Here is an 18,230-nt window from a genome sequence, read left to right on the forward strand (position 1 = left end):
ATCCATATAATTTTGAAGCTGTAAGTATAGATAATTTGGGGTGATCGCTTGCTGAAGTCGTCAATGAAAGGTAGTAACGATTTGCTTCCTCTATAAAGTACTGTTTCGTGCAGAGATGACAGCCATTTTATTTGTAAACGTCGTCAGCACATATTGATGATCGTCATTACTTACAGTATCGCTAAGTTTTATGAATAAATAAATTGTAATGTCGAAAATAGCATTTTTTTATCATATAATCAGAATACAAATTTTGTTTTGTACTCTTACGTGTCAACTAAATGGATTTTATAGAGGGATGGTGGATAAATTAATGGAAAATGATATGAACTATCACAAATTCAATCAATTATTTTCAGAACAAAATCTCAATCAAGAAGTGAATAAAGACTTTTTCAATTATTTCACATCTCTTACGAATAATCATCCGAATATTGTTGTTGTATTATCTAAATTCGGGAAAGTACTTTCAATGAACAATAATAAACTCCATGATTTACTCGGTAAGCCTATAGTAAATGACGAGGATTTCCAACAGTTTGTGTATGGTGATAACTTAGATTTACTCGAAACTACATTTAATAAAACAATACAAGGCCATGCTGAAAAATGTAATATTGAAATAAAAAATAACCTTAATAAAACACTGTTTCTCGAGCTTACTTTCATTCCGATAGTCATTGAAGAAAATATTGCCGGTGTTTATTTAATCGTTACCGATAATACAGATAAAACTATGATGAAACAAGAACTGATGCAATGGGAAAACCATCTGAACTATGCTCAGCAAATTGCTGAAATCGGAAGCTGGGAATATCATTTTAATGAAGATAAACTTTTCTGTTCCAAAAATTTTTACAATATGTTTGGACTTGATTATCAAAAATATATAAGTATTGATGAGCCGTTCAAGCTAATACACCCTGAAGATTTGAATATGTCTTTACAATATTTAAAAAAGTCCATTAGTGACGGCGAAAATTATACGCATAAAATTCGGGTTTATCATAGAAAAACAAAAGAACTAAAATATTTCAAAGTACATGCAGAAGTGTTTTCAGAAGAAGGAAAACCAGCTAAAATCTTCGGGATTATTAAAGACGAGACATATCAAACATTTCTTAAAAAAAAGCTGATCGAGCAGAATGAAGAATATAAGTCAATTTTTGATACTCTGACATCAGGAATTTGGATGCGTGAAAAGTTAGGTGGTAAATTCCTTTTCGCTTCAAAAGGATTGGAAGACATATTGGAGATCCCCCTCTCAAACCTTTATGCGGATTCTAAAGCCTGGTATAACATGATCCAGCCTATCCATCTTCCGGAGTTGGAAAACGGTAAAAAGAAAATGATGAGCGGGCAAAGTTTCCAGTGGATTTATCGGATTAATTCCGGAAATGGTAATATAAAGTGGCTGCTTGAAGAAGTTGTTCCCCGTCTTGATGATCACGGCCAAATAACGAATATATTCGGTTTAGTTACGGATATTACTTATGAAATAGAAAAAGAACATAAAATAAATTACTTATCCAACTACGATAATCTTACAGGCCTGCCAAATCAGCAAAGTCTATTTAAAAAATTGGATGACATGTCCGAAAGTGATGAGCCATTTGCCATTCTTTATTTCGACCTGGACCGCTTTAATATAATCAATGATTCACTCGGTTATTTCATCGGGGATGAAGCATTAAAATTCGTCGCAGACCGGCTTGAAAAAATAATGCCTAAAGATAGTTATCTTGCACGTTTGAGCAGCAATGATTTTATTATGATCATAAAAAATTTCGGAAATAAAAAAGAAGTGCTTCAATACGCCAAAACAGTCATCAAAAAAATTAGAGAACCGTTCACTATTCAGGATTATGAGTTAAATATCTCGACTAGTATCGGCATTACCTTCTATCCCGAGGAAGGCAGGGATAAATTGACCCTTTTGAAAAATGCTCACACAGCACTTTATAAAGCGAAAAAGGAAGGGAAAAGTACTTATCAGCTTTCATCTGATGATGGTGATATATCAACATATAAAAAGTATGCCTTGGATCGCGATATGCGAAAAGCTATTTCAAATGAGGAATTTGAATTACATTTCCAGCCGCAAGTGGAAACAGGCAATGGTTCTCTTTGCGGAGCCGAAGCGTTAATTCGCTGGAACCATAAAGAATGGGGATTAGTCTCCCCTGGAGAATTTATTCCGCTGGCGGAAGAAAACCATATGATTAACGGGATCACTGATTGGGTGATTGTAAAGGTATGCCAGCTTCTTAAAGAATGGAAAGAAAAAGGACTGCCAATCATTCCGATAGCAATTAATATCCCACCTATTCGATTTATGAAAAAAGGATTGTTTCAACATGTGAAAACACAATTGGAACATTTCGGGATTGATCCCTTCTATTTGGAATTCGAAATTACTGAAGATACATTGCTGAATATAGAATCGAGTGTGTATTCAACGATTCAAAGCTTAAAAGACCTGGGAATTCGAATCGCGGTTGACGATTTTGGCACCGGCTATGCATCTTTAGCTTCGATTCGAAAGTTTAAACCGAATAAAATTAAAATCGATAAAATATTTATAGATAATATTAATAATGAGGACAAAGTAGATAACGGCATTATTTGTGCTACATTGCATCTAGCGAAATCGTTGGAGATGAATGTGGTCGCTGAAGGTGTAGAAGAGTTTGAACAGCTAAAATTTCTTAAGAAAAATGACTGTGATGTAATTCAAGGGTATCTATTTTCCAAACCCCTTAAAAAAGAAGAGTTTGAACACATCCTGAAAATCGGTTATTTATCCCCGCAAGTTTCATAATCATTAGTTTAAACAAATAAACCGAAGCAACTTTCATAGCTGCTTCGGTTTTTAATATTATTTTGATTCGTTATATGCTTTTAAGAACTCTTTTACTTTTGCGCTGTCTGCTTCCAGTTTTAAACCTGTGTCAATTAAAGGTGAAACTGTTGATACAGCCGGCTTTTTCTTACCTTGATAGTAGCTGATGAACTCATCTTGATTGATCGAGTGAAGGACTGCCTTACGTAAGTCTGCAGATTTTGCTGTTTCACGACCGCTTGTATTGAACAACAAGTAAGAAACGGCATTGCTGTCAGCTGTTTTTAATTGTAAGTTTTCATCGCCTTCAACTACATCTGTTTTCGTTTCAGGAACTGATTGCAATACGTGGATTTCACCATTACGCAATGCTGATAGTGCACTGTCATTATCCTGGATGAAACGAACGCTGATATTTTCAATTTTCGGTTCGTTTTCAGTTCCTACCTGGTATGCAGGGTTTTTCACGAATGTTGCTTCATAGTCATTTTTCTTCACTAAAATGTATGGACCAGATGCTGCTAAATGATTTGCATAGCTTGCGCCTTCTGTAACAGTCGATTGATCACCATAAGCAATATCCGAGTTAGGATCATAGCTTGCTACATCAAAAGTATTCACTGCAGTTACCGCTGCTTCAGATACAATACCTCCAGATTGGTGCGCTAAGTAGTTTAATACTTGCGGGAAAGGATTTGGTGTTGTCAATTTAATAACTTGGTATTTCCCTGCTGCATTGTCTACATCTTTTTCATCTGTCACTACTTCAGAAATCGCTGCAGGCAACTCATCCGATAATTCTTCTAAAACAGACTTGCCATCTGCTGTTTTCACTGATTCCAATGATGTAATATCAGATACGATTTCAACTGTATCAATATTTTCATGGATTGAATATGTGCGGTGATCAGGTACCGATGTTTCATCTTTAGCACGGTTTAATGAGAATACAACATCTTCTGCTGATACTAAATCACCTGTATCAACTGCTTTTTCGCCTTCCACTTTTGCGAAGTTAATATCATCGCGCAGCACGAAATAATACTCTTCATTGTTTTCGGCTACTGCGTGGTCATAAGAAAGTGAGCCTTCTGATACGACTTCATCTGTATCCGATAAGTTTACTAAACGAACATACATATTTGTGTTTAATGTATTAATCGAGCCATCGTTTGCTTTAACCGGATCAAGTGATGTTAATGAAGCTAATGCTTGATGAAGGACCAATGTTTCTGAAGCATTTTTCGCTTCATCATTGAATGAAATTGTTTCCCATGCTTGAGCACGTGATTTTGGCAGCCGTACTGTATCAGGATTTACTTCTGCTTTATAAATACCTTGGAACTTTTGAGAAATATATAATGGTGCAATATAGGCATTGTCGAATACTAAAGCTTGTTCCAGCTCTTTATATTTTTCCTTTGCTTCATCACCTGTTAGCGTACTCGCTTCATCGATTAATTTGTCGACTGTTTCATCTGATATACGGCTGTAGTCACCACCTGTTTTGAATAAGCCGCGTACTGCATAATCCGGGTTACCTGTTACAGTCGTCCAGCTTGAAATGGCAATGTCAAAGTTGCCAGCATCCTGCTGTGCTGTAAATGAACCGTAATCCGGCTGAATATTCAATTTCACATCGAAACCATTCTTCACTAATTGGTCACGCACAATATTCATGTCCTGCTCTGAAGAAGCCATACCAAGTAATTCGATGACTGGCTTTGCCCCAGCTGTTTCAGTAGTTGCTGAATCATTTTCTTTTACATCCGATTTTGTTTCGACACAGCCTGCTAATGCTACTGCTGCCACTGTTGCTGTTGATGCTAACGTAAATAATTTTTTATTCATGAAAAATTCCTCCAAAAAGTTAATTAGATTTTGGGTCCAATGCGTCACGCAGTCCATCGCCGAAAAAGTTAAACGATAAAACGAGCAGCATAATACATAGCCCCGGGAAAATCGCTAAATATGAATGTGACTCTAAATACGTACTTCCAACTTTTAAAATATTGCCCCACTCCGGTATATGCGGTTCAATACCTAATCCGAGGAAGCTTAAACTACTAGTTGAAATAACAGCTCCTCCGATTGTTAATGTTGCTTTGACAATCATAGGTGCCAATGCATTTGGGACGATATGCTTGAAAATAATCGAGCGGTCATTTGCCCCTAATGCGCGGGCGGATTCAACAAATTCATAGTTTGAAATCTGCAGTACATTTGCCCGCATTGTCCGCGCATAAGTCGGAATAGCGCCGACACTTAATGCGATGATCAAATTGGTCGTATTTGCGCCAAATGCGGCAATGATCGCAATTGCCAGCAGAATTCCTGGAATCGCATATAGAATATCCAGTGCACGCATAATAATATTGTCGGTATTTTTTCCGTAATAGCCAGAAATCGCACCGAGCGCCCCTCCGATTATTGCCGGGATGATTGTTGCACAAAAACCGACTATTAATGAAATTTGCGCACCGAACACAATGCGGGAAAATAAATCCCGACCGAAATTATCGGTACCTAACGGATATTCAAGTGTCGGTGTTTGCAGCAATACCGCATAATTGTTTTCAACCGCAAAGTCATAATCGAATGTCCATGAGCTGACAACCGATAAACTGAACATGAAAACGATGAAAAACAGGCCAAATACAGCCATTGTATTACGCAAGATCTTATTCCATGTTTTTTGCCATTTCTCTACTGCGGACGGATCTGCATTTCGCGCTTTACGAATTAGCGTAATACCTAGTAACAATGAGAAAAAATTGCCTGTCACTGTTGGGATAAGCAGTACAATTCCAAGCGGAAGCATCCATTTAGGCGCTGTATCAAACGTGACAAACTTTGCGATTAACACAGCTGCTGCTAAATACAGCAATGCTAGTAGGATAAACCCGCCCATTGCAAGAACAAATGTATCCACTACATATGGTTTGAACAAATTTAATCCCGAAATCAGGATAATGAATATTTGCGTCATAAAAGCATAAACAGCAAAAGTATATTCTGCCGTTTTATTTTTCGATGCGAGCATAAAACCGAATCCAGCAGCAAATACATTCCCGACAAAAATCGTAAGTATCAACGGGATACCGAGAAGGCGTGTACGCTTTGTCAATTCCCGGTGCTTCGCTAAATCCTTCTTAATGAGCAGAGATGTGAGCCATACATATATCGTTGTACCAATATAAATTGCAAAAAAAACAACTACATATCGACGCCATACCCCTTCAGAAAAATTAAAACTATAAAGTAAAAACAGCAATGAAAAAATCGCAGAAAAAGCAATGGTAAACTGTGCATTTACATACTCTTGTGTTATTTTCAACAGCAGTTTTACGTCTGATATAAATTTCACGTCGTTACCCTCTCCTAAGATTTTTTCATTTTCGAACGAATTCTCGGATCAAAGAAAGCATACAAAATATCGATCAGCATGTTCACAATGGAAATGGTAATCGCAATATAAACAACACCACCCAAAATTGCCGGAATATCCGGAATAAACTGCTTGTCGACAATATAACTTCCTATACCGCTAATATTAAATACTTTCTCGGTTACTGCCGCACCGCCTAGCATTCCGCCAAACAAGAGTCCAATAACTGTAATAATCGGAATCATTGCATTACGGATCGCGTGCTTAGTAATTACTTTCCGTTCACTTAACCCTTTTGCTTTTGCTGTAATAATATAATCTTCATGGATTACTTCCAGCATACTTGATCTTGTCATACGGGCAATCGATGCAGTTATCGATGTTCCGAGTACGACAATCGGCAGAACGATCGACATCCAATTGCTCGGATTGTACGTCGCCGGAAACCATTTTAATTCGAGTGAAAACGTCAAAATAAAAATCAGCCCTTGCCAGAAACTTGGAATAGATAAACCGATTAATGCGATTAACATAAATACATAATCGATAAATGAATTCGGACGTACTGCTGAAACAATACCGACCGGAATTGCAATGGCAATCGCCATCAGTAATGAGAACATTGCGATTTCAAGTGTTACCGGAAATTTGTTTAATATGCTTTGCGTGACATCTTCCTTTCCGGCGAAAGATGTTCCTAGATCAAATGTGAACAGACCTGACAGAGAATGCCAAAGCTGCACTAAATAAGGTTGATCCAACCCGTATAGCTTATTAAAGTTTTCGACTTGTGCAGGTGTTGCCTCCACCCCAAGCAAATTGCGGGCGGGGTCAAACGGTGAAATATACAAAATCGTAAACACGAGTGTCGCCACCCCAATGATAACGAACACACTTTGTAATAAGCGCTCAAAAATAAAGCGAGCAAATGGATTACTCGTTAAGAGTAGTAAAGCATACATCAAAATACCAGGAATTATCGTAATCAGTAAAAAGTTCGGACGCTTTAATAGTGTACTAAAATAATTTTTATAGGAATTTTCCACTACTCCATTTGCCGCAAGTCTTTTTTCAACTTCACGCTCTAACTTTTGCTGAGCAAGCGCTTTCGCAGCTTGAATGATCGTTTGCTCATCGACTTTTTGATTGAAAAACTGAGCTTTTGTCCGTTCCTCTACTTCATATTGCTTATGCCATTCAAATACTTTCTCGTCTTCTATTAATTGTGTCTTCACATTCATAGCTTTTTCCGCATACGTTGATTTAGATCGATTTACTAAATAGAACGGAATTGTAAAAATGTGTACGATCAGACCGAGCAGCACGAAAGCAAAATAATAACTTTTTTTCGAAGCATTTTTTTGAAAGCTTTCAAAAAATAAATGCTGCATGTAACTAAAGCAGCTCCTTTCTTACCAATTCTCTCCACCCATAAAAAGGTGTAAAGAATTTTCACACTTTTAATATTGTATAATCCCTACCTGTATAGTAATGTATTATGTAGAACGAACATTCAGAAGTCAATGAAATTATTTTATTTTTATTAAAGGATGAGCATTTTATGAGTAAAACGTTGCTTCAAGTAAGGGATTTACGTGTATCTTTTATAACTGGAGAGCAGGAATTTGAAGCCGTTAAAGGCGTAAGTTTTCTTGTAAATGAAGGTGAAACAGTCGGAATTGTAGGAGAATCCGGTAGTGGAAAAAGTGTAACAGCCCGTTCAATTATGCGTTTACTTCCTTCCCCTCCTTCGTTTTTAAAAGATGGAACGATTGAATTCCAAGGGAAAAATCTAATTACACAAACGGAAAACCAAATGGAAGCGATCCGAGGAAAAGACATTAGTATGATTTTCCAGGATCCGATGACCTCTACGAACCCAACTATTCGTATTGGAGACCAAATTGCGGAAGGTATCATAAAGCATCAGGGGCTTTCAAAAAAAGAAGCGTATCTAAAAACAATTGAACTACTAAAATTAGTCGGAATAAAAAATAGCGAAGAACGGTATAATCAATATCCTCATGAATTTAGTGGTGGAATGCGACAGCGAGTTATGATTGCAATGGCATTAGCATGTAATCCTTCCCTTCTTATTGCCGATGAACCGACAACAGCGCTTGACGTAACAATCCAAGCTCAAATTTTATCGTTGATGAAGGACATGCAGCAGCGGTTTGGTACATCTATTATATTGATTACCCATGATTTAGGTGTCGTAGCGGGAATGTGTGACCGGGTTGTTGTCATGAAGGAAGGTGAAGTCGTTGAACAAGGTACAACGGAAGAGATTTTTGCTAATCCGCAGCATCCTTATACGAAACGACTATTAAACGCTTTGCCAAAGCTTCATGAACCGAAGGAGCCAAAAGAACTGCCTAATTTATCGCCTGATTTAAATATTAACGTGCCTCTAGTCGAAGTTAAAAATATATCCAAACATTTTGAATTGGCAAAAGGCAATGTATTAAAAGCGGTGAACGATTTATCATTTCAAATTTTCCCGGGTGAAACTTTAGGGCTTGTTGGTGAATCAGGCTCAGGCAAATCGACAACCGGCCGTACACTGCTGCAGCTGCATGAGCCAACGGACGGTGAAGTGCTTTACAAAGGCGTACCCGTTAGTCGATTAACGAAAAACGAACTGAAAAGTATGCGTCGTCATATGCAAATTATATTTCAAGATCCATATTCAAGTTTAAACCCTAGAAAAAAAGTGCTGGATATTATTGGAGAAGCATTGGATGTCCACAAACTGTCCCCCTCAAAGGAAGCGCGCCGGGCACGAGTGGAAGAATTGTTGGAGCTTGTTGGCTTGAAAAAGGAGCATGCACTTCGCTATCCGCATGAATTCAGCGGCGGTCAGCGCCAACGAATTGGAATTGCACGTGCACTTGCTGTGGAACCACAATTTATCGTTTGTGATGAACCATTATCCGCGCTTGATGTCTCCATTCAAAAACAAGTTGTGGATTTATTAAAAGATTTGCAGCAACGACTAGGATTAACTTATTTATTTATTGCACATGATTTGTCGATGGTGAAACATATTAGTGATCGTGTAGCTGTTATGTATGGTGGGAAAATTGTTGAGCTGGCAGAAAGTGAAGAGCTGTATGCCAATCCGCAGCATCCTTATACTAAGATGCTGCTCGACTCGATACCAATTCCGGATCCGGCTATCGAAAAACAGAAAAAGCGCCGCGTTATGACAGACGAAGAACTGGCAGCGAACCGGTTCGATGTAGAGAACACAGAGCTTGTTGAAGTTACAAAAGGTCACTGGGTAGCGATGTAAACTAAAAAGACTTCAAACTTTTGATTTGAAGTCTTTTTGTTATTATATAGCTTATTGGATTGACCCGGTACTTTTTAATCCCGGTACGATAGTTACGCTTACTTCAGCTTTTTTATACGCTTCCATCCACTCTTTATCAGTCATGCGCCGATTATGAAGTACCTTGGCTTTGTAGTTGATACCAAAACCAAGCGGATCATAACCAAGCTCTCTCATTTCCAAAACAAATTCCGAAATTTTCTCTTCCGATTCCTTTTTCAACTGCTCATTGTATTTCGGGAGATCCTTATTTTTCAGTGACTTTTTGGATTCAGAGATTGATCCATTTAAACTTACTTTTAAATCCAGATTGATATCGGATCCATCTTTTATATTCACCTTATATTTTGATTTAATGGTATCAATATTTGCAATAAATTGATTTCCCTCTTCTTTTACGATGAGATTTGCATGTTTCACCCTTCCTGACAGAATATTATAAATCGATGTATCTAAAGGATTGAGTTCATGCGGTTTTTTATTATTGGCGATCAATAGTGATTTATTCACTTCAAAATGCTCGTCTTCCTTATTCAATTCAATAATCGGAAGTACAGAATCGATTCCATTCTCCTTCATGTTTCGTCTAAATTCAAATAAATGTGTTGTCACAATATATGGAGTAGTTGTGCCGTTATTATCAAAATAATTAAATAACTCGGGATATGCTGCCGATTCCCCTTGCGGTATCATTTTTATAATCTCTTCAGCGGAAGGCCTAGCTACAGTTATCCACGAAATCAGTTGGATATCCGGCCTCCTAAGCAAAAAGTCAAGTATTTCCTTATTTTTATTTTCCTTTACTAAATCCTCCCCAAGTATAATGAGCTTCGAATGGCCAAATTCGAGCTCCTTGTCCGAATAGGATTCCATTATACGAATCGCTTCCGATAATGTTTCTCCATCTTCTGTTAAATAGGAATACTGAGGTTCTGTTGCTTCTTTAAAAGATCCGGTAGGTTCATAAAGCTTCAATGTAACTTTATAAGGCTTTTCCTCATCATCAGAAATATCTATGGCAATCATTGCAACAAAAACACTTTTATCAATATCTTTAAAGGCACACCCTGATAAAAAAACAATACTGAGGGCAAAAATCAACTTACTTATATTAATTTTTGGAGGCAGGTCCGTCATTTTTCATCCTCCTGTTAATGTATAAAAACACTAAAATCATGCTAGGGAAAATAAAAACCAATCCATCATAAAAATAATTTGTAAACTGAAATAGTTGGTATTCAGTTAGTTTACTTACCAAATATAAAGAAATCAGAACAAAAAAAGGGAGCGGTATAAATATTCCGACAATTTTACCTTTAAACTTGATTTTCTCCAATTTAAATACAAATTTTAAAAACTCCATTGAGGCATGCCAGTGAATCAGTATACTTAAAAAAGCAATCCCTAAATAAAACAAAATAAATATAAACAAAACACGTTCTATAATAAAATAATCCATCCTTATAGAATCGGTCGTTGAAATCCACGGGTAGATAAGTTCATTAATTCCTTCGAAACCGTTAAAGCCTATCGGTATGAAATAAGTTGTAAATAATGTTCCGACAGAAATTAAGACAATCACCATAATCTGCCTAAAGCCAAATGTTTGTTTTTGCGTAAAGAACCGGTTGAAAATGAACAAGTTTACTGTACCTAAAAACAAAAAAAAGCAAGCAGAAAATGAATGCCAGTTCGGTATTTGATTTATATATAAAACAGCCTCCATAACAAAATCCCAATTTAGACTTTTGCTGCTATATGCTTTATAAAATACGAATAGAATTAAAGGGCATGTTACAAGTATAATCATCTCTACCGTATATAACACACGTTCTGTTTTCATTAAACACCCAAAAATAACCGCAAATATTATCGTTAAGCAAATTTGAATTATCGGCATTTCGGGACTTAAATATCGAATCAATAAAAAAGTAAATGTTATGAGCGTGATAAGCCCTGCAATAAACCATAAGACAGCGAGTGAAAAGACAAATGGTAAGTAAAACCATCTGGAAGTCGTTTTTTCAAGTAATTCGGGTAAAGTTTTACCTGGATATGAAAGGAAAAACCTCGTATAAATGGTCACAAGAACGACACCTGCTGCAATGGCTAAAAGCATCGAAATTACCGTACCTTCATTGTGATTATGCAAAAGTATGGCAGGTACCGATGCGATAATGTTTGCAACCATATTAATCAGTACCAAATAGTAATAAAACCTGCTCATGGTTTCTCACCCGCCTTCACTTTGTTGCCCTTATTTCGATTAAATTTAAGATAAGGTTCCCCGAAGCTGTCGCTGCTTACTAAATACATAATAAATGCATATAATCCAAGCGTTAATCCTGCCAAACCGAAGATTGTTGCTGCAAGAATGAATAAAAGCCGTATAACTCGAATGGAAAATGCCATTTCGTTGATGGGAATGACAAAGGTCGATATTGCCACCGCAGAAACGATAATAATCATAATATCCGATGCAAGTGCTGCTTCCGATACTGCTGTCCCTAAAATCAATCCCCCAACTGTTGTCGCAGTTGCGCTTATTGTTTTAGGGAGCCGAATACTCGCTTCCAGAAGCATTTCCATAAAAAACAGCATGAACAATACTTCCACAAATGAAGAAAACGGAACTCCAGTACGGCTTCCCGCAATTGTCAATGCAAGTTCGGTTCGAAAAACTTCCGGTGCAAATGAAGTAATGCCAATATATAAACCCGGTAAAAGAAGACTGATGAATAACCCTGTATAACGGAGAAATTTAAGGAAAAACGAAATGAAAAATGTATGATAGTTGTCCTCCATTGATGTCATGAAATCGAAGAAATATACAGGGGCAATCAATGCCTGTGGATTCCCGTCCACTAATAATATCACCTTGCCTCCAGCCAAGTTATAAACAATACGGTCTGGACGTTCGGTCATGATCAACTGAGGAAATAATGAAAACTTTTTGTTATTTAAATAGTTACTTAGCTGAACCGTTGATGTAATTACTTGCTTATCAACTTGCTGAAGTTTTTCGGTGATGATGTTCAGCACATTTTCATTAACCTTTTCTTTGTCATAAATGATGGCCATTTTATGTTTATTTACTTGTCCTGTCGTGGAATATTCAACAAACAATGTAGGCTGATGGTAATCAGATCGTATAAGATTAATGTTAGTCGCGATATTGTCACTTAGTGCCAGCTGCGAACCATGGATTGTCGTCTCGACGGAGGCAGTATTTACTTGATCATTAAATGAAAATTTCAAATCCAGCAAATAAAATTTATTTTGTATGAAAATAAGCACATTGCCGTTTAAAACTTCTTCTTTCAACTGTTCTTTTGACTTACTGTCCTGAAATTGAGGCAAAGCTTTCAAATATCGGATAAATTTCGTTTCGGATTGCATTTCAAAATAAGGTTTAATGACGATTTGTTGAAGCAATTCCACATCGATGAGAGGCTTTATGTAAAATAGCTCGGTTTTTTTTTCCTCATCATCCAACGTCTTCATCGTTAATTCGTTTGTATCTTTGAATTGTTCATTAAGCCACTTAATGTTCTCTTCCGAAGACATAGTATTTCTCCAATCTCAGCTAAACTTTATTATAGAATGCCCAATAAGAGAAATATTATTCAAGGAAGGTTATAACTGGTTACTTATAATACAATTGACTGTCGCTTCTAATAAACGGTATATACTCCCAATACTAAAAAAATGGAAGAAAATTATAGCACCGGAAAATTGACACAACAACCGGTAAAATAAGACAAAGCCTCTTGCTAAGGGTGAACCCAAAGTAAGAGGCTTGTAGATTAGTATGCTACGCGGTTTTTCTCGTATGCTGCAATTTGCTCTTCATACTGGAATGTAAGAGAAATTTCATCCCATCCATTTAATAACATTTGTTTATAATATGGATCGATTTCAAATGAATACGTTTTGCCGTAACCTGTAGTAACTGTTTGCTGTTCTAAACTAACTTCAATTGCTTGTGCTTCTGCTAATCCTTTTACTAAAAGTTCGTCACATTCGCTTTCAGTTAATTTAATCGGTAAAATACCGTTTTTGAAACAGTTATTATGGAAAATATCCGCAAAGCTTGGTGCGATGACAACTCTGAATCCGTAATCAAGGATTGCCCACGGTGCGTGTTCACGTGATGAACCACAACCAAAGTTATCCTGTGCAACTAAAATTTCCGCGTCTTTATATTCTGGTTTATTTAACACGAAATCCTCAATCGGATTGCCGTTTTCATCAATACGCCAGTGATAAAATACGAATTGTCCGAATCCTGTGCGTTCGATGCGCTTTAAAAATTCTTTCGAAATGATCTGGTCGGTATCGACGTTTTTACGATCAAGTGGTGCATAAATACTATTTACTATATTAATCGGTTCCATGCTGATCTCTCCTTATGCTTCCTGCTTTTGTAGCTTGCGAACATCGACAAAACGTCCGTGAATTGCAGCAGCTGCTGCCATCGCTGGTGATACAAGATGTGTTCGTGCACCTGCACCTTGACGTCCTTCAAAGTTACGGTTAGATGTAGAAGCACAACGTTCACCAGCCGGAATAACATCTTCATTCATTCCTAAGCAAGCAGAACAGCCTGATTCGCGCCATTCAAAGCCGGCATCAAGGAAAATTTGATGTAGACCTTCTTCTTCTGCCTGGCGTTTTGTCGACCAAGAACCAGGAACTACAATCCCTTTCACACCTGGTGCAAGCTTTTCGCCTTTTACGATTTCAGCGGCTGCACGTAAGTCATTAATACGGGAGTTCGTACAAGATCCGATAAATATATGTTGGATTTCAATATCCGTAATTTTTTGGCCTTCTTGTAAATCCATATATTTCAGTGCTTTGTTTAATGCGGATCTATCAGTTTCATTGTCATAATCAGCAGCAGTAGGAACTGTTTTGGAAACGCCGACACCCATCGCTGGATTTGTACCCCATGTTACAATCGGTTCAATTTCCTGAGCATCAATTTCAAGAACAACATCATATGTTGCATCCGCATCAGAAGCAAGGCTTAACCAATATTTTGCCGCCTCCTCAAATTTTTCACCTTGAGGAGCATGACGACGACCGCGTAAAAATTCAACTGTCGTTTGATCCGGTGAAATCAGGCCTGCTTTTGCTCCTGCTTCAATTGACATATTACAAATTGTCATCCGCTCTTCCATAGAAAGCTTGCGGATTGCTTCACCTGTATACTCTACGATATGACCTGTACCGATGCCAATTCCCCATTTTGCAATGATTGCTAAAATGATGTCTTTTGCTGTTACACCAATTCCAAGTTCACCGTTAACACGGATTTCCATTGTTGGAGGCTTTAATTGCCATAATGTTTGTGTCGAAAGCACATGTTCTACTTCCGATGTACCGATTCCGAATGCGATTGCGCCAAATGCACCGTGTGTTGCTGTATGGGAATCACCGCAAACAATTGTTTTACCAGGTTGTGTAAGACCTAATTCCGGTCCAATAACGTGAACAATCCCTTGATCCGGATGACCAATATCCGCTAATTCGATACCGAACTCTTTTGCATTTTCAGCAAGTGTCATAATTTGTTTTTTTGCGATTGGATCGTTAATCGTAGGCAGGTTTTTTGTAGGTACGTTATGATCCATTGTTGCGAACGATAGATCTGTACGACGCACTTTCCGTCCTGCCAGGCGTAGTCCTTCGAATGCTTGAGGACTTGTTACTTCATGAATTAAATGCAGGTCGATATAAAGTAAGTCCGGCTTTCCTTCTTCACGATGTACGACATGCTGTTCCCACACTTTTTCAATAATATTTTTCCCCATAGTTCTCACCGTTCCTTAACCATATATAGTGTTGATATCCAAAACCATCAACAGTTTTCTTTCGATTGAAATTAGTTATATGAAATCATAATGCTGTCTGATACGAAGCTTGCATCGATTTCATTTAGTACTTTTTCTGTCCATTCTTCTGTTGATAATGTACGTGTATGTTCCTGTGCTAAATCGGCTGTGTAGTAGCCATCTTCGAATACTGCTGCAACAGCACGTTCGATTTCTGCAGCTTCTTCTTTTAAGCCGAATGAATATTGAAGCATCATTGCTACTGAAAGAATTGTTGCTGCCGGATTCGCAACACCTTGGCCTGCAATTTCAGGAGCTGAACCATGTACAGGCTCATAAAGTCCAAAATTATCGCCGCGAATTGATGCAGAAGGTAATACACCAAGCGAACCCGTAATAACAGAAGCTTCATCACTTAAAATGTCGCCGAATAAGTTTTCTGTAACAATGACATCATAATGACCCGGGTTAGTAATCAGTTTCATCGCCACTGAGTCAACTAAGTTGTGTTCTGTTTCTACATCTGGGTACTGCTTTTTCTTTTCTTCTACAATTTCACGCCATAAACGGGATGTATCCAGTACATTTGCTTTATCTACCGAACAAAGTTTTCCACGGCGTAAACGAGCTAATTCGAATGCATTTTCGACAATACGTTCGATTTCTTCGCGGGAATACACACATGTATCAATAGCACCTGCATCTGTTTTTTTACGTGGCTCTCCGAAGTATAGCCCTCCTGTTAATTCACGGACGATCATTAAGTCTACATTTTCCGCAACTTCACGCTTTAATGGAGAAGATGCAAGTAAACTTGGGAATGCTTTCACAGGACGTAAATTCGCAAATAAATCAAAGTGCTTGCGGATCTTTAGTAAACCTTTTTCAGGACGCAATGCTGGCGGGTTGTTATCCCATTTCGGACCACCTACTGCACCTAATAAAATGGCATCACTTGCTTCACACATCGCAATTGTCTCTTCCGGTAATGGATTATTGTACAGGTCAATTGCAGCTCCGCCGATTGAAGCATAGTTTAAATGAAATGTATGGTTAAAACGTTTCCCGATTACTTGTAATACTTTTACTGCACTTGCAACAACTTCTGGACCAATGCCGTCACCTGGTAGTACTGTAATTCTCTTTTCCATTTGTAAAACACCTTTCTTTCTACGTGAAGTAACTTGATGTAGAAGCGCCACCAATTAAGATGGCGCTATTATTCTTATAATGAGTTTGCTAGTTGTTTTCCTTTACAGGAACAACCTTATTATTCTACTAAACCGTAATTTCTTGTTTATCGCGTACTTGCTGTTGGATCAATTGTCTGTTTACTGCATTTAAATACGCTTTTGCGCTTGCTTCCAGCACATCTTGTGCTGAGTCACGTCCTGTTGATGTATAGCCGTTATATTTTAAATTAATGACCGCTTCTCCAAGTGCATCGCGTCCTTTACCGACTGATTGTACTCGATAGTCCAAAATATTGACTTTACCTCCAACAAGCTGTTCAAGTGTATTAAAAATGGCTTCGACTGAACCTGATCCTGTTGATGCGATTGTTTTCAACTCACCATCAGGAGTCATAACTGAAGCAGTAGCTGTTGGAATATTTTCTGTACCGTATTGAACTTGAACCGATTTAAGTTCAAATAACGGAACATCTTCTATTGAAACTTGCTGCTCAGTTAAAATCGTTGTTAAATCTTCTTCTGTCACTTCTTTTTTGCGGTCCGCTAATTTTTTGAACTCAGCGAAAGCTTTGTTCAATTTTTCATCCGACAGCTGGAAGCCCATTGTTTCGGCACGGTCACGGAATGCTGCGCGGCCTGAATGTTTTCCTAAAACTAATGGGATATCGTCTTCACCGATCAGTGCCGGTGAAATGATTTCGTATGTTTCAGGATTTTTCAGGACACCATCCTGGTGAATACCCGATTCATGTGCGAATGCATTTTTACCGACAACTGCTTTGTTCGGTTGAATGACTACGTTTGTTAAACGGCTTACCATCTGTGATGTACGTTTTATTTCTTTTAAGTTCAAGCCAGTTTCAACACCGTAGAAGTCTTTACGAATATGTAGGGCAACACCGATTTCTTCTAATGCGGCATTTCCTGCACGTTCACCTAGACCGTTAATTGTACATTCTACTTGGTCTGCACCGTTTTCGATGGCTGCCAATGAGTTTGCAACTGCCATTCCTAAATCGTCATGACAATGAGCAGAGAATTTAATTTTTTCTGCACCGATCACGTTTTCACGTAAATAGCGGAATAAAGCGCCGTATTCTTCCGGTGATGCGTAACCAACTGTATCTGGAATATTAATCGTTGTTGCACCAGCTTTAATAACTTCCTGACAAATACGAACTAAAAATTCTTTGTCTGAACGGAAACCATCTTCTGCAGAAAATTCTACGAGTGAGAATTTTTCCTTTGCATACTTTACCGCAGTGATAGCTTGCTCAATAACTTCATCCGGATTTTTTTTAAGCTTATATTCCATATGAATCGGGCTTGTTGCGATAAATGTGTGAACATGTGGCTGCTCAGCATGGCGAATTGCTTCCCAAACTGCATCGATATCACTTTTCACAGCACGTGCTAAACCTGTGACGATTGAATTCTTCACCGTTTTTGCGATTAACGATACCGCCTCCAAGTCACCTGGAGATGAGGCAGGGAATCCCGCCTCAATAATTGTGACACCTAAACGCTCTAGTTGTTTTGCGATTTCTACTTTCTCTGCTGTATTTAAGTTAATACCAGCCGATTGTTCTCCGTCGCGCAATGTTGTATCAAAAATGTCAATTTTTCTCAT

12 protein-coding genes are annotated in these 18,230 nt (G+C 37.9%); 2 read left to right on the forward strand and 10 right to left on the reverse strand.

Going from position 1 to position 18,230, the window contains the following annotated elements:
• Positions 1–313: 313 nt before the first annotated feature.
• Positions 314–2,821 (forward strand): sensor domain-containing protein, encoded by a 2,508-nt coding sequence (locus AC0VXV_RS10070; RefSeq protein WP_475528016.1) that lies wholly within the window; start codon positions 314–316, stop codon positions 2,819–2,821.
• 57 nt (positions 2,822–2,878) lie between these two features.
• On the opposite strand, the gene AC0VXV_RS10075 is transcribed toward AC0VXV_RS10070, so the two are convergent.
• The 3 genes from AC0VXV_RS10075 to AC0VXV_RS10085 are packed head-to-tail and all read right to left on the reverse strand — an operon-like array spanning position 2,879 to position 7,621.
• Positions 2,879–4,693, reverse strand: coding sequence for an ABC transporter substrate-binding protein (locus AC0VXV_RS10075; RefSeq protein ID WP_475528018.1), 1,815 nt, complete (start codon positions 4,691–4,693; stop codon positions 2,879–2,881).
• Positions 4,694–4,712: 19 nt separating this feature from the next.
• Entirely contained in the window at positions 4,713–6,209 is a 1,497-nt protein-coding gene (locus AC0VXV_RS10080) for an ABC transporter permease (protein ID WP_475528019.1), read from the reverse strand.
• A gap of 14 nt (positions 6,210–6,223) precedes the next feature.
• Positions 6,224–7,621, reverse strand: coding sequence for an ABC transporter permease (locus tag AC0VXV_RS10085; protein WP_475528020.1), 1,398 nt, complete (start codon positions 7,619–7,621; stop codon positions 6,224–6,226).
• Positions 7,622–7,791: 170 nt separating this feature from the next.
• On the opposite strand from AC0VXV_RS10085, the gene AC0VXV_RS10090 reads away from it, so the two are divergent.
• Positions 7,792–9,528 carry an ABC transporter ATP-binding protein gene (locus AC0VXV_RS10090; RefSeq protein ID WP_475528022.1) on the forward strand — a complete coding sequence of 579 codons (1,737 nt, stop codon included), beginning with the start codon at positions 7,792–7,794 and terminating at the stop codon, positions 9,526–9,528.
• A 51-nt stretch (positions 9,529–9,579) separates the two neighbouring features.
• Here the strand turns inward: AC0VXV_RS10090 and AC0VXV_RS10095 are convergent, their stop codons facing one another.
• From AC0VXV_RS10095 to AC0VXV_RS10125, 7 genes are all read right to left on the reverse strand, one after another.
• Positions 9,580–10,704 (reverse strand): Ger(x)C family spore germination protein, encoded by a 1,125-nt coding sequence (locus AC0VXV_RS10095; RefSeq protein WP_475528023.1) that lies wholly within the window; start codon positions 10,702–10,704, stop codon positions 9,580–9,582.
• Entirely contained in the window at positions 10,679–11,794 is a 1,116-nt protein-coding gene (locus AC0VXV_RS10100; protein ID WP_475528024.1) for a GerAB/ArcD/ProY family transporter, read from the reverse strand. The genes AC0VXV_RS10095 and AC0VXV_RS10100 overlap by 26 nt, the downstream gene beginning before the upstream one ends.
• Entirely contained in the window at positions 11,791–13,134 is a 1,344-nt protein-coding gene (locus AC0VXV_RS10105) for a spore germination protein (RefSeq protein WP_475528025.1), read from the reverse strand. Before AC0VXV_RS10105 ends, AC0VXV_RS10100 begins: the two co-directional genes overlap by 4 nt.
• 239 nt (positions 13,135–13,373) lie before the next feature.
• Complete coding sequence (leuD, locus tag AC0VXV_RS10110; RefSeq protein ID WP_475528026.1) at positions 13,374–13,964, reverse strand: 3-isopropylmalate dehydratase small subunit; 591 nt, start codon at positions 13,962–13,964, stop codon at positions 13,374–13,376.
• 12 nt (positions 13,965–13,976) lie between these two features.
• Positions 13,977–15,386, reverse strand: coding sequence for a 3-isopropylmalate dehydratase large subunit (gene leuC, locus AC0VXV_RS10115; protein ID WP_475528027.1), 1,410 nt, complete (start codon positions 15,384–15,386; stop codon positions 13,977–13,979).
• Between the two features lie 71 nt (positions 15,387–15,457).
• Positions 15,458–16,558 (reverse strand): 3-isopropylmalate dehydrogenase, encoded by a 1,101-nt coding sequence (leuB, locus tag AC0VXV_RS10120; RefSeq protein ID WP_475528028.1) that lies wholly within the window; start codon positions 16,556–16,558, stop codon positions 15,458–15,460.
• Positions 16,559–16,685: 127 nt separating this feature from the next.
• Positions 16,686–18,230, reverse strand: coding sequence for a 2-isopropylmalate synthase (locus AC0VXV_RS10125; RefSeq protein WP_475528029.1), 1,545 nt, complete (start codon positions 18,228–18,230; stop codon positions 16,686–16,688).

The sequence above is a fragment of the Solibacillus sp. iso_87 genome (genome assembly GCF_056173085.1).